This window comes from Luteirhabdus pelagi (genome assembly GCF_016827595.1).
Classification (GTDB): Bacteria; Bacteroidota; Bacteroidia; order Flavobacteriales; family Flavobacteriaceae; genus Luteirhabdus; species Luteirhabdus pelagi.
On record NZ_JAECMS010000001.1, the window covers coordinates 217,586 to 231,961 of the forward strand.

The window sequence follows — 14,376 nt, forward strand, 5'->3', positions numbered from 1 at the left end:
TCTAAAACTGAAACGTTACGCCCAATCGCACATTTCTTCCTCTGGTTTGATAGCGATACAATTCTTCATATGCTGAATTGAAGATATTTTCGATACCGAACGTAACCGTCATCACTTCGTTTATAGGGTGGGAAACGTTGGCGTTCAACAAACTGAAGGCATCCAACGTCGTAATTTCCTGTTCAAAGGTATCTGGATTGAAGAAACTGTCTTCCCTATCGCTAACATACTGAAACGTAAGTCCGAATTGTGTTTTCTGTTGAAGCGAATAGCCGAAGGATGCATTTACTTTGTGCTTTGGAATACGCAATGCGAAGCGTTTGTCTGGTTGGGTGAAGGTGTAGTTCGCCTGAAAATTCAATACTTCAAAAAAAGTATTGGCAACCTCTACTTCCACCCCATCGGTCTGAAAAGTTTCATCGATATTTCGATATTGGGAAATGCCTATTTCAGGATCTACAGAAACGAAATCTATATAATCGCTCGATTCCCGATTGAAATACAAGGCACTAAAACGAAATCCATTTTCTCCCGAAAGCTCAACGCCCCCTTCAATCGTTCTGTTTTCCTCGGGTAACAATTCGAGGTTTCCATATAGCGGATCGTACAGTTGGTATAGTGAAGGCGTGATATAGGCGGTACTATACGAGCCCAGTATTTTATAATCAAGCGCTTCCGTTTCAACCAAAAAAGAAGGATTCACATTATATACAAATTTGCTATCGTATTCGCTATGATTGTTCAGTCGAACCCCAGCATTCAGCTGTAATCCAAAATCGGTTTCATACAACACATTTAGATACGGATCGATAATGTTGAAATTGGCTTCTTCTTCATCCAACGCCTGTACAAAGTCGGTTTCGCCAAACGGAATCGTGAACGTATTCACACTGCTCAAATTCACATTCAATCCAACCAACACGCTAAAATTGGAACTGAACTGATGGTTCAAATACGTATCCATACTATACACATCGCTTTCATATTTTGCAGGAAATCCCGATTCAATTTCACGCTCCAACCACGTAAAGCTATCGTTAAAGACATACGTTCCATTTTTATAGCGCCATTCGAAGTGACCACCAGTTTTCAACTGCTTTGTAATACTTCTATGCTCGGCATCGGTATAGCTAAAATCGTCAAAACCTGCCTTAAACTCATCGAAACTGAAGAATTGCGACATCACCACATCATCAGAAAAACGATAGCCAACATTAATTCTTCCGTTAAAACGATTAAACACATCGCTCTCGAAAGCTTCTTCACCCTCCGGAGCAGCAATTGCAGAAAGACCATCGGTATATCGATTTCCAAATTGTGCATTATAGAAACAACCACCCAAACGACCATTTACCGAAGCGCTATTTGTAAACTGCTGAAGCCTATACGAATCGCTTTCTGCCGATTGGTTGGTTCCTACCATACTGCTAAAGGTTGCGCTGATAGGCTTTTTAGCTGCTTTTTTGGTGGTGATATTGATAACGGCCGTTCCAGCACCACTTCCATACAATACACTGCTCGCACCTTTAATGATCTCGATTTTCTCGATGGTTTCTGTGGGAATCAGCCGAAGATCGTAATCATTTGCAATTTGAGACGCATCGGTTAGCGGTACGCCATCGACCATAATAACGACCTGTCGATTTCGTCCGCCACGAATATAGTAGGCCAAATTCTGACCGTCGTTACTACGCGCACCATTGATTTCGATACCGGAAACCTGATTTAAAAGACTGGCAACAGACATCCCTGCATTTTGCTGAAGCGTTTCTTTGGAAATGGTGGTCACCACCTTCCCGCTGCTCTTCCGAGGCCGCTCGACCTTGGCGTCGATATAGACCGAATCTAGGGATTGAACTGGTTTTTCTTGTGCATAAAAGGGTAGCCCTGCACAAAGGGCACTGATTAGAAATAGTGTTTTCTTCATCTAAAAGTGAATAAAACGGAAAAAATAGATAGACAGTCAGAAACCCGAAAGCTTCCTCATTCGCCTAAACCTTTGTCCCGAAAGTTTGACATTTATTAGTGGACTCTTGGCAGGTCTCCTGGCTCGCCCTTGGTGCACCTTCCCGTTCCGAACATTCAGAACAGTGGTTGAAGAAACACAAATTCGCTATCGCGAATCGGCTTACAGTTGCGGGAACAGCTCCGGTTTTTCACCGGATTCCCTTTTCAGTGCAATTCCTATTCTGAAATTGCACACCAAAATCCGACGCAAATATAAAATTTTCCGAACGATAGCTGACCGAATAAAAACCGTTATTTTTGGGCATGCGAAAAATCTACTTCACCTTCGTAATTGCCTTCCTATTTATAGGCTGTAAGGAAAAACCATCTAAAGACCAATCGGAAGCAACGGTAACCGAATCGTTTACGGTAACATATGCGGAGGGTTTTTCAGTTACACAAAAGAAGGGATACAAAGTGCTTACCATCCACAGTCCGTGGCCTGGAGCAGATGTTGAATATCGCTATGCCTTGGTTGAAAAAGGTGACAGCATTGATGATGAAGAAGACTTCGATGCAGTGTTGGAAACGCCTGTAACAGATGTAGTGGTGACCTCAACTACTCATATCCCCTCTTTGGAAATGTTGGGTGAAACGGAGCGTTTGGTTGGCTTCCCCAACTTAGATTATATTTCAAGTGAAGAAACTCGAAAACGAATAGCCGATGGGCAGGTAAAAGAATTAGGCAAAAATGAAAGCCTAAACACAGAAGTACTGATCGATTTAGCACCTGACGCCGTCGTTACCTTCGCCGTGGAAAGTGCCAATAAAACTGTGGCGACGATTGAAAAAACGGGTATTCCGGTTTTGTACAATGCCGATTGGACCGAAACCCATCCGTTGGGAAAAGCGGAATGGATCAAGTTTTTCGGTTTGTTATTTAACAAGGAAAAACAAGCGGATAGCATTTTTACAAAGATTGAAACCGAATATCTAGCAGCAAAAAAACTCGCACAGCAGGCTAGCGAAGCCCCTACCGTCATGGCCGGCGCTATGTATAAGGATGTATGGTACTTGCCGCAGGGCGATAGTTGGGCCGCTCAATTTATAGAAGATGCTAAAGGCGGTTATCTCTGGGCCAAAAGTGAAGGTTCGGGCAGTTTGTCTTTAAACCTTGAATCGGTGTTGGAAAAAGCCAAAAATGCCGATATCTGGATCGCCCCTGGACAATATGACCACATGGGCCGCTTGTCGGAAGCACATGAAGTGTATGCTCAGTTTAAGGCGTTTCAAGAAAATCGGGTATATAATTATACGGCGAACAAAGGTGAAACAGGTGGTGTTATTTACTATGAATTGGCTCCAAACAGACCCGATTTAGTACTGAAAGATCTTATAAAAATCTTTCATCCTTCCCTCCTTCCGGATTACAAACTGTATTTTTTTAGTCAACTGAAATAATGCAATCGACCCGATCATATCGCAACCATTTTATCTTTTTAGGGATCTTCTTTCTCTGTATTCTTCTATTGAATATCAGCTTGGGTTCGGTGGCAATACCTTTGGAAGCCGTCTTGCAGAGCCTTTTTGGCGGTGAAGTGGAAAAAGAATCCTGGCGCTTTATCATTACCGAATACCGATTACCAAAAGCAATGACCGCCATCATCGCAGGTGGTGGTTTGGCGATCGCCGGATTGTTGATGCAGACCCTCTTTCGAAACCCCTTGGCGGGACCCTTCGTACTTGGCTTAAGCAGTGGCGCCAGCCTGGGTGTTGCGATCCTGATTTTAGGCGCGGGTGCTTTTGGTGGGTATTTCAGTACCTTATTGTTGAATGAATGGTCGCTTGTAATCGCCTCCGCCTTTGGAAGTTTTTTGGTCCTATTGGCTGTGTTGGCCGTTACGTTTCGAGTGAAGGATACGATGGCGATACTAATCATTGGGTTGATGTTCGGAAGTGTTACATCTGCCGTGGTTGCGGTATTATCGTATTTCAGCAAGGCTGAACAGTTACAACAATACATTTTTTGGAGCTTCGGAAGCTTAGGTGATGTATCCTGGAGTGGGTTGGGGATTTTAAGTTTTTGTTTTCTAATCGGACTACTTCTGGCACTGTATCAAAGTAAATCGCTTAATGCTTTGTTATTAGGTGAAAATTATGCGAAAAGTATGGGCATACGGATGAAGCGTACCACCTTTGTCATCATTCTTGCCACCAGTATTCTAGCTGGTGGGATTACCGCCTTTGCAGGTCCGATTGCGTTTGTAGGATTAGCGGTTCCGCATCTTACGCGCCAATATTTCAATACGTCAAATCACTTGGTATTGATTCCAGCAGTATTGCTTTCGGGAAGTATTTTGATGTTGGTATGCGATACGGTTGCGCAATGGCCATTTCATGAATTTACCTTACCTATAAATGCTATTACATCGCTCATTGGTGCGCCGGTAGTGATTTGGTTGTTGGTGAGAAAACGTAAATTGTTGTTTTAATGGCACAGGATACTTCACATAGCGTTCTTAAAACCGACAACCTTACCATTGGGTATACCGGAAGGCAATCCGTTACGGTTGGATCCCATATTTCATTCGAATTACAAGAAGGTGAATTGATCGGTTTGGTAGGCGCCAATGGTATCGGGAAATCGACCTTACTTCGTACGTTAACAGGAATGCAATCCCAATTAGACGGCAGCATTTTGTTGAAGGGAAAAGAGCTTTCACAATACAGCAGCTTGGAATTGGCACAACAGCTAAGCGTGGTATTAACCGAAGGGCCTTCTTCCAAAAACCTAACGGTAATGGAATTGGTCTCTTTAGGACGGCAGCCCTATACCAATTGGATGGGTGCCCTTTCCACTTCCGATAAAAAAGCGGTGCAGCAAGCCCTTATTAATACCGAAACAAAGACGTTAGCCCATCGAAAATGCTTTGAATTAAGCGACGGTCAGTTACAACGCGTCGCCATCGCTAGGGCCTTGGCGCAGGACACTCCCTTGATTGTGTTGGACGAACCCACTACACATTTGGATCTATACCATCGTGCGTATATTTTGAAGTTGTTGCGACAATTAGCAAAAGAAACGGGTAAGACCGTATTGTTTTCGACCCATGAAATTGATTTGGCGATTCAGCTGACCGATAAGATGATCGTGATGACCGAAGATATCACCTACTTTTCAGATCCTTGCGATTTAATTGAAAAAGGAAGGTTCGATAGTCTATTTCCAAAGGAAACCATCGACTTCGATAAGCAGACAGGACGGTTTTCTATTAAAAAGTAAGTAGTAATCGAAATTCAGGAATTCTGATTTCCTTTTCAAAAAAGGTTCGGCTTTAATTCGTAACTTTTTACCTTTACCATTTCAAAAGAATACGACCCGTGAACGAAACCCTTCTATTCCTTTTACTCGCCGCTGTTACCATGCTAATCGGTGCTTTTATTGGCAACCTCATCGCCAAATTGAAGCAAAAATCGGAAACCAGCAAGCTGGAAGAACGCATTACCCAACTTCAACAGCAGGAAGATAAACTGAATGAGCGCATGGATCTAGTCGTTCAAGAGCGTGAGGAAATTCGCAAGGAAAAAGAACGCCTAAACAACGATCTTATCCGTCGCACAACCGAGTTTCACAATTTAGAGGAAAAGAATCGGGAGCAGAAGGCCGAGGTTGAAAAGCTTCAGGAAAAGTTCACCAAGGAATTTGAAAACCTTGCCAATAAAATCCTGGATGAGAAATCGAGCAAGTTCACCAAACAAAACAAAGAAAGTCTAGAAATCTTATTGAACCCACTTCAGGAAAAAATAAAAACGTTCGAAAAAAGGGTCGAGGATACCAATAAGGAAAGCGTCGGTCGCCATAGTGAACTGAAAGCGGAAATCAAACAACTTTCGGAGCTAAACCAACAGATGAGCAAGGATGCCGACAACCTCACCAAAGCATTGAAAGGCGATAGTAAGATGCAGGGAAATTGGGGCGAACTCATCCTTACGCGTATCCTTGAAAAATCGGGTCTGGAGAAAGATCGGGAGTATACCATTCAGGATAGTCACACCACTGAAGAAGGCAAACGCCTTCAAACCGACGTTCTGATTCATCTTCCCGACGGTAAGAAGATGATTGTCGACAGTAAGGTATCGCTTACCCATTTCGAGCGGTTTGTTTCAGAAGAAGATGAAACCGAGAAACAACTTCACCTAAAACAACATATTGCGTCCATCAAACGCCATGTGGACCAACTCAGCGAAAAGAACTATCAATATTTGTTGGATGAAAGTCCCGATACGATTTTTATGTTTATTCCGATAGAACCCGCATTCGCCATTGCTTCGGCTAATGAGCCAAATTTATACGAACAGGCGTTCGATAAACAGGTGATTATCGTAACACCTGCAACCCTATTGGCAGCACTGCGATTGGTAGATAACCTTTGGCAGAACGATCGGCAGAAACAAAACGCGTTGGAAATCGCTAAGCAGGCGGGAGCTTTATACGATAGTTTCACAAATCTGACCGATGAACTGATCAAGGTAGGAAAGCAGATTGGTACGGTTCAGAATAGCTATGAAAGTGCCATGAAGAAGCTTACGGGGCGTGGAAATCTGATCCGTCGCGTCGAAAAACTTAAAAAACTTGGCGCAAAAGCTAGCAAGACCATCGATAACAAATTGTTGAAACGTGCAGAAGAGTTTGAAGAAGAATAATTGTCGTAGCTTTGAAAAAGGCTATAATTTCCTATTTCAATGAAAAGAATCTTATTTATCATTCTCGGCGTTATCCTAGCGGTGTACTTACTGTATTTTGCCTTTGTATACTTTGTACCCTATAGTGAAGGAACGCGTGCTGGCGAACTGATTAAATTTAGCCATAAGGGTGTTATAGTGAAGACGTGGGAAGGTGAAATTAGCCAAGGTATTAGTGGGGCTCAGATATTTCAGTTTTCCGTGTTGGATGAAGAAGAGGAGGTAATTAAAAAGCTTCAGGAATATCAGGGTAATTATGTGAAGGTATCGTATGTAGAACGCTTCGGCACCTTTTTCTTTTGGGGCGACACCAAATACTTTATCACCAAAGTAGAAAAGGACCAATCGCCACATTTCAGGAGATAAAATATTATTAGTTACTGAAGAGTTTAATTTTTTTTAAAACACCCTACTAAGGTTGAAACCGAAATAGAAATCGCCTTCGCTCCAATCGCCCTGTGCTCTTATTAGATATCCTTCTTCAAACATAGCCTGCGCATTGGTAAAGTGCATTTGGAATACGTGACCACCTGTTTCAAGGTCGACCCCAATAGACAATGGGTTTTTAAAACTTGAATTGCCATTTCGGTTCAGGTGAAGTCCATAATCTAGGTTAACACTCCATCGTTTGGCCAATTTATATCTTCCTCCTATACCAACTGCGAACTGATCGTTTCGCTCATCATAGAAAATAGGTTCCGATTCGGTAATGGTGACGCTACGAGTAGCTAGATTCTCGTGAATATAGGTCGGTGCCAGCAAGAGTGAAAATTTTTCAGAAAATTTTCTGGAAAGCAATAGTTGGGACGTATACGTCAACCGGTCAGAAAATTCAAGATTAGTATAGAGATCTTCATCCAAGGCTGTATTTACGGTTCCTAAATGATATCCAACAACCGTAAATGGCAGCACTCCGATTTCTTGCTGAACGATACGATACTTGATATGAACACCGTATTTCTTTAGGAAAGAGCTGCGCGCTACCCCAACATTCAACCAGTCGTTAATACCGTATATAAATTTAAGTTGCGTGACCGCTTGATCTAGTCCGAAAAAATCTTCTATTCCGTTCTTCACAGTGCCAAAGCGATGGGCTACTATGAAATAGAATTCCTTTTTATGGGCTAATTTGGTAGATTCGAAGTTCACGACCTTTAAACCCTTGAAGGCAGCATCGACTGTTTTATCCATTTCAACTTCCTGCTCTAATGCTTCTACCAAGTCGTCTTGGGCCAACAAACAGAAGGGCATCATCAAAAAAAGTAATAAATGTTTCATAGGTAATTATCTGTTTATTTGAATACACTGATCCATTTGTACTTGTTCAAATAGTTCATCATACCCCACACACCTTCCCTTAATTGTAATAGTTTCCTCCAGTTTTAGATTAGATGGCATCTCAGAAAACACACAATAAACACTTTTATTCAGGGTAATGGCATTCGCTTCAATATCGGAGATCAGGCCTGATACTTGAACTGTTTTGTTTAGCACTTCGTGGTTCGGAAAATCCTGAAACGATCTTAATAAATCGGAAGCTTCCATAGTTATGGTTGGAGTTTCCTTGGCTATATTTCGATGATTCTGAAACAAGTAAAAATAGGTACATGTTACAAACGCAATTGAAACAGTCGTCAGTCCTATTAAAAAATGTTTTCTCTGCATTCAGTCATTATTTTAAGATGTAGTGTGCTTCCACCACCACTTCATCTGCAATTTTATTACTGACCACACTAGGAATTTCAATACCAAAATCTTCTGGCAGCAAGGTAAATTTGGTTGTAAGCTGAATCCCTTCCTCTAATCGTGTTACGTAAATAGGAATGCTAATCTCTTTTTCAATGCCATGTATTGTCATTTTCCCAATTACCACAAAACGTTGTTCCGAAGACGAAAGCGCCTCTGAAATAAATCCATCGATACTACCTTTAAAAACTGCTTTGGGATATGTATGCGATTCCATATAGTTTTCGTTGAAATGTTCCTCCATTAGCGCGCGTTTAAACCTAAATCCTTTTATTAATGCCAAAGAGGCAAACTCGCCAGTTTCCATATTTAGGATGGCACTAACATTCTCATTAATAGCTTCAACTTCTTCAAAAGATGGCATTGAAGCTTCGAAAGTGATATTTCCTGATTTGGTTCCTACTTTTTTCTGAGCTGAAAGCGCTGTGCATACTAAAAGAAATAGGGCAACATACCATGTAGTTTTATTTTTCATGATTTCATACTTATTCTTCCAACAGCCCATCGACCTCCCATTCAAAAATTAGGTCGATGGTTGCTTGCGGTAGTCTTGGACCACCCAGTGGCATCAGGCCCGACGCACCTTCATTTCTACTAATTCGGTCCAATAATCCTCTATTTTCAATTGCTTCCACAACACTTTCGTAGGTAAGCAAGGACATTGGAGCTCCGTTTTCCGGTGGATTAGCGTGACAGGATACACATATAGTTTGAAATGTATTTTTCACATCCTGGTACGTCACCAAATCACTTTGCTGATTTACCAAGGGGTCCAAATCATATAGCGTATGCTTCGTACACGAGGCAAAGGCGGTTACACAAAGAATGATAAGGAGTTCTTTTTTCATATTGGCTAGCCTACTTCTTAATAATTTGAACGGTCGTACTAGTGCTACCCGAATGAAGGGTTAAAAAGTATACCCCATCATTCAAAGATGAAAGATCCAGCTGAGGTAATCTTCCCTTAAGGTCTCCTGCTTTTATGCGTGCGCCTAAAACATTATGTAGCTGGTAAGTGTCCAACTCATAAAGAGAGAAAATTGTAATTTCTCTCGTTGAGGGATTAGGGTATACCGAAATGTTCTTTGCGAATTTTTCATCGACCGACATAACCGTCTCAACGGTTATGGTACCAAACATAGTTCCTGGGTGAACCTGGCATTCATAGTCGTTAGTACCTTCCTCTGAAAAGGTGAATTCATATTCCATACCCTCTCCTGTAATGGTACCGCTATCAAAATCTTCCTGACTTCCTGCAATACTGCTTACGGTATGGGGTTGGGGGTCGCCCCAAATCCATCGAACGGTATCTCCTACCTCGATGGTAACACTGGCATCGGAACCATTAGTGCCGATTTGCCATGGAATTTCAAAAGTTTCTTGAGCTGAAATAGCTAATGTCAAGAACCCAAAGGCTAAAAAAGTAATTGCTTTTTTCATGATATAGTTGATTAATTGTTACGGATTTATACTTTCGCTATATCTATAACAAGTACGTTATGACTATACCCTACCTCAAGTTCTAAAAATCAGTTAATTGAAAAAATATAAATATCCAAATTACTACCGAAAGAGCCCATCAAACAATCAATATTTGTATAACCGTAGCGATATAGGAAGGAAGTACTATTGAGCAATAACGGAATGAGAAAAAAGGACCAATCGCCACGTTTTAGACGTTGATCCTCTTTATATTGACGAGCCGTGTAGCACTTAAACTTTTTTGAACAACACCTTTTCTTGGCTGAAATCGTAGGCAGCTTCTAACCATTCCAACATGGCTGGCCAATCTGATGCCTTATAGGATTTTTTAGCATACGTTTTTTGGGTTGAATAATGCAATTTTCCGTCCTTTATCGTGGCTGTACTCTTAAAACTACCAGTGTTATTGGAAATGTCATGTTCAAGCTTTTCCAATCCCACTACTTCATACCCCTCTGGAATTGCAATAGCGACCTCGTAGCTGAAGGTTTTGGCATAATCGATATAGACACCGGAATTTCTTTCTACTTCATCTTCAGTGACATGCACCTGTCCTCCGATAAACTTTCCTACTTCCACAATGTAATTTGATCCCGCCTTTTTCACGAATTCATCGGTAATGGTGAATTCATCCGAAATCATTAACGGCTTGTTGGAATAACGCTCCGATGCTACTACTTTCGAATCGTAATCTTCTACGGTAACTTCAAAAACATCGCTAAAAAGCTCTTCCAATCGTTCTTCCTGTTGCTCGCGATAGCTTTGATATAACGCGTTCATTTTATTTTCAATTTCCTCATCCTTTCGACTTTGTCTTTTTCTACAGTCGAAGAAATGCTTACTATCATAGTGTTCAAACTCTTCATTTAAAAAATCCCCGAAAAAGACATAGCGTGCAAGACCTTCTGTTTTAAAATGCCCTTGAAATTTTAGGTCGCGAGTAACATTTATATTCTTAAAGTCTTCAGAAAAGTTCACGTTAACCGTTTCCGAAGAAATATTCGTTGCTGCTGTGGTAGTTGGAAGCACATCGAAAGAGACCTCCTCTAGTTTTCGGTTCTTCTTTACACTAAGATTATACACTTTGGTCCCTTCCAGCACATAGGGAAACAGGTCGGGTTGCACGTGTGGTGACAATTCGAATAGGTAAACAGGTTCTGCAAAATTGATGCGCAGGCCCCACATTACATTGGACCGTAACAATAAATCGTCGATACTTCCATTAAAACTAGGAGTAGCCACAATAATATCATAATCTAGCTCTAACTGCTTCGCCAAACCAGCCATATACGACACAAATCTATTTTCATCTAAGATTACATAGTCGGAATCGCAGGGTTCCGGATAATATGAAATATCGCCATCGCGCGCCATCAGCAATTCGATAAAACGGTTGTAACTCATATGGCGAATGTAGTAGAGGCCTTCTACAAGTTGTTGTCGCTTGTCGGTAATATTATTATCTTCCAAATACCGTAGGACATCTTTTACATCGCGCCGACTATCGGTTGAAAAGCGATCGCCATAATACTCGAGGATTTCTTCATTTGATACAGCTGCCTTCCGCTCTGCATCGTCTTCAGCAAGAAATACAGCTGCATGGTTCTCGTTTTTGCTCTTAAGCGCAAAGGTTACCTGAAACTTTACACACGGTAGTTCGACTAGTGGATAGAACCATCGCGGAAATTTTACTTTTTCGATATCCGACATTTCCAACACATAGCGACGTGTTGCACGCTTGTCGGTGGGTTCTTCCTTGATAGTGGGCGCATTGTTATACGACTCCATGTTCAAGAAATAGTCGTTTTCTACCTCTACCTCTAGTCGACGTTTAACGATTGGATATTCAAGACTGAGGATTTTCTCTACCGGATCGTAATAGTGTGTTCCTGAAAAGGAACGATTATAGTCATCTTCATAAATAAAGATATCCAGGATATCGCCCACTTCAAGTCCTGGGATCGCTAATTTGTTTTCATTGTCCTGTTGTACTGTAGCTGCTTCGGCATCCAATATTATCTCCTCGCCCGAGGGCTTAATGATTTTTATTCCAACCGTTGTTTGTTCCCTGTAAAAGTTTACAAAGACCGCTCCTACGTGCTGATCCTTGTTATAAGTGAATTCTGAGAAAGCTTCAATGGCAGCCTTATCCAATAATTTTACCCGCTCATGAAAATAGGAAGGATTATACATTTTCTTCCCATTATTGGTATAGGTATAGTTTTCCTCTAGATATAGGATTACGGCACTTTCGTCGGCCCATTTTTCAGGTATTTCAATACTATTTCGAGCGGGATCTTTAGAATCCCAAAACCTGTCTCGTAATTCGTTTTCATATTTAGACTGCGCCAAACTTCCGGTACACCAAGTAATGAGTACAAGAGCGGCCAATAATACTTTCTTCATCGATTATTGTTTGATTAGTGTAATTTGCTGATTCAGCGTCTCCTTTAACTTTTCGAAAGCATCGTTCCAAACGGGAAAGTCTTTTTTGCGAATCCATCGCTTCTTAAAATTTACCATGCGATCATACACAATAGTAGTGCCGTCCAATAAATATGAAACCTGTATATCGATCAGTTCATTGGAAATTGAAAGGTTTTTGGGTAGTGCATCAACCGCATAGCCATCAGGTACTTTTAGCAATACTTTGGTCTCTTTCCGTTGATGCAAAGGAAGTTTGAAGTCTATTTTCCGATCCTTAACTTCGTATGCTAGCACATTTTCCTCTGGATCGATATCGACGTACATGGTACCATCGAACTCGGCTACCGCATCATTTACGGCAACGCCATACTGAAGCTCAAGATCTTCTTCGCGATTTTCCGGATCGAACGGTTGTATATCTGAAACCACTACGCTTTCATTTCCATTGGTAAGAAAATGCGACAATACTTCACTTTGTCTATCTCTTCCGAAGCTATGGTAATTGTTCTGGAATTGCACACGACATTCCGAACCAAACGTACGCGTAGCCATGCCTATCATATCTTCCGCTTCAAGAGCAAAGCTATACGCTGTCCTATCAATATTGGTTGCACTATTGGACGTTGGAACCGTTAGTACTTTATAGCCTTCTGGAGACTGCATTAGGGCCTGCTTATTCTGAATTCTAGAAGCATATTCCCCAAAGCGATTAAACTTTTCCGTACCATCCAAGAAAATGGCCTTACCATCGAGTATAACAGCACAAATCATATGATTATCTACCGAAAGCGACGGAATACTATAATCGTAAGCCAAACGATCGGTTCCAATCCATACCAGACGCGAATCGAATCCAGCGAGTTCCAACATTGTTTTGGTAAGCATTGCCATCCCCTTACAATCGCCATAACGTTTGGCAAACACATTTTGTGGGCTGTCGGGCTGGAATCCTGCTATTCCGTCTTCAAAAGCTACATATCGTATATGGTCTTGAACCCAGTAATAAATGTTTTTGATTTTTTCTTCATCGGTGGCGGTCTGAGCGGTTAGCTCTTGAACTTTAGAGAGCATGGGAGCAGTATCAATATCAACCGCTTGCACCAAACCATTATACCAATCGTACAGATTTGCAGTGCTCTGAAACAAAGGGAACGTAGTGCCATCTTCCTTATAAGAGCGTGCTATAAACAACAAATGGGGGTACAAATGCGACGGTCCCGGCGTGAGATCCTCAAGCGATTTTGGTTCTGCATTTTCAAATGAATACGTTATAATACGTTCATCCTTCTCTTCAGTAACAGAACTTTTTATGGATGCATTCTTTTCAAAATTGAATTCCTTTATGTCTAAATCCAACCACTGTGGAATATGAATATTTATCTTTCCCTCCAATACACGATAAGGTTCTGAAATATATTCACCTGTAAAATACTTCACATCCTTGAATTTCTTTTCAGCCGAAACTGTATACTTCACTCCCTGTAAAGCAAACGTTAGATTGGCATATTTAACCCGATAATCGGCGTGAAAGAGATCTTCACTTTTAAGGTATTCATCCTGCATGTACATATTCACCTCCCGTCCGGAGCGATCAATAATATCGAAATCATTTATCTCCGACTCAGAATCATAAAATAAAGGGAATTGAAGCCTTGAACTTGGCGCTAAATTCATTAAAGTTAGTCGGATGTTCTTCGTAGCTTCTACCATACCATCCCTGTTCTTATCGAAGGTGATGTTGATATGTTTGGATAGAATTATGATATCCTCGTCGGGATATAGGGCCCGAAGCGATTGGGCTTGTGCTATTTCTTCATCCGAAGGATTTTGGCGGCGTTGTGCCGAAATGGGTAGCATCCAAAAGATACATATTGCTACCACAAAGAATTGTCGACTCATACGACAAGTTTACGAAATTTTAAGAAGTTCTTAACCTTTTTGCAGCAGATTTCAGAATATCATAATACCGTATTTATAGTCAAAGGAGTTATGCGTTAACGAAATATACTAACAAGCAATAGGTTAGAATAA

Annotated in this window: 13 protein-coding genes and 1 riboswitch; of the genes, 5 read left to right on the plus strand and 8 right to left on the minus strand. The window is 41.2% G+C overall.

Going from position 1 to position 14,376, the window contains the following annotated elements; all coding sequences use genetic code 11:
* Position 1: 1 nt before the first annotated feature.
* Entirely contained in the window at positions 2–1,927 is a 1,926-nt protein-coding gene (locus I4Q58_RS01010; RefSeq protein ID WP_203292839.1) for a TonB-dependent receptor plug domain-containing protein, read from the minus strand.
* 91 nt (positions 1,928–2,018) lie between these two features.
* A riboswitch (cobalamin riboswitch) is annotated at positions 2,019–2,222 on the minus strand.
* 49 nt (positions 2,223–2,271) lie between these two features.
* Here I4Q58_RS01010 and I4Q58_RS01015 point away from each other — a divergent pair.
* From I4Q58_RS01015 to I4Q58_RS01035, 5 genes are all read left to right on the plus strand, one after another.
* Positions 2,272–3,408, plus strand: a complete 1,137-nt coding sequence (locus tag I4Q58_RS01015) for an ABC transporter substrate-binding protein (protein WP_203292841.1) — start codon at positions 2,272–2,274, stop codon at positions 3,406–3,408.
* On the plus strand, positions 3,408–4,439 hold the full coding sequence (locus I4Q58_RS01020) for a FecCD family ABC transporter permease (protein WP_203292844.1): 1,032 nt from the start codon (positions 3,408–3,410) through the stop codon (positions 4,437–4,439). Before I4Q58_RS01015 ends, I4Q58_RS01020 begins: the two co-directional genes overlap by 1 nt.
* Positions 4,439–5,230, plus strand: coding sequence for an ABC transporter ATP-binding protein (locus tag I4Q58_RS01025; protein ID WP_203292846.1), 792 nt, complete (start codon positions 4,439–4,441; stop codon positions 5,228–5,230). The genes I4Q58_RS01020 and I4Q58_RS01025 overlap by 1 nt, the downstream gene beginning before the upstream one ends.
* Positions 5,231–5,328: 98 nt before the next feature.
* Positions 5,329–6,651, plus strand: coding sequence for a DNA recombination protein RmuC (locus I4Q58_RS01030; protein WP_203292848.1), 1,323 nt, complete (start codon positions 5,329–5,331; stop codon positions 6,649–6,651).
* 39 nt (positions 6,652–6,690) lie between these two features.
* On the plus strand, positions 6,691–7,056 hold the full coding sequence (locus tag I4Q58_RS01035; RefSeq protein ID WP_203292849.1) for a 6-phosphogluconate dehydrogenase: 366 nt from the start codon (positions 6,691–6,693) through the stop codon (positions 7,054–7,056).
* Positions 7,057–7,089: 33 nt separating this feature from the next.
* On the opposite strand, the gene I4Q58_RS01040 is transcribed toward I4Q58_RS01035, so the two are convergent.
* The 7 genes from I4Q58_RS01040 to I4Q58_RS01070 form a co-directional block, all read right to left on the minus strand.
* The gene (locus I4Q58_RS01040) at positions 7,090–7,968 is read right to left on the minus strand and encodes a DUF5777 family beta-barrel protein (RefSeq protein ID WP_203292851.1); all 879 of its coding nucleotides are present in this window, start codon (positions 7,966–7,968) and stop codon (positions 7,090–7,092) included.
* A gap of 6 nt (positions 7,969–7,974) precedes the next feature.
* Entirely contained in the window at positions 7,975–8,355 is a 381-nt protein-coding gene (locus I4Q58_RS01045) for a hypothetical protein (RefSeq protein ID WP_203292853.1), read from the minus strand.
* Positions 8,356–8,362: 7 nt separating this feature from the next.
* Positions 8,363–8,911 carry a YceI family protein gene (locus tag I4Q58_RS01050; RefSeq protein ID WP_203292855.1) on the minus strand — a complete coding sequence of 183 codons (549 nt, stop codon included), beginning with the start codon at positions 8,909–8,911 and terminating at the stop codon, positions 8,363–8,365.
* 10 nt (positions 8,912–8,921) lie between these two features.
* Entirely contained in the window at positions 8,922–9,284 is a 363-nt protein-coding gene (locus I4Q58_RS01055; RefSeq protein ID WP_203292857.1) for a hypothetical protein, read from the minus strand.
* Between the two features lie 10 nt (positions 9,285–9,294).
* On the minus strand, positions 9,295–9,876 hold the full coding sequence (locus tag I4Q58_RS01060) for a T9SS type A sorting domain-containing protein (RefSeq protein WP_203292859.1): 582 nt from the start codon (positions 9,874–9,876) through the stop codon (positions 9,295–9,297).
* 273 nt (positions 9,877–10,149) lie between these two features.
* On the minus strand, positions 10,150–12,324 hold the full coding sequence (locus I4Q58_RS01065) for a DUF3857 domain-containing protein (RefSeq protein WP_203292861.1): 2,175 nt from the start codon (positions 12,322–12,324) through the stop codon (positions 10,150–10,152).
* 3 nt (positions 12,325–12,327) lie between these two features.
* On the minus strand, positions 12,328–14,244 hold the full coding sequence (locus tag I4Q58_RS01070) for a transglutaminase-like domain-containing protein (RefSeq protein WP_203292863.1): 1,917 nt from the start codon (positions 14,242–14,244) through the stop codon (positions 12,328–12,330).
* Positions 14,245–14,376: the final 132 nt, after the last annotated feature.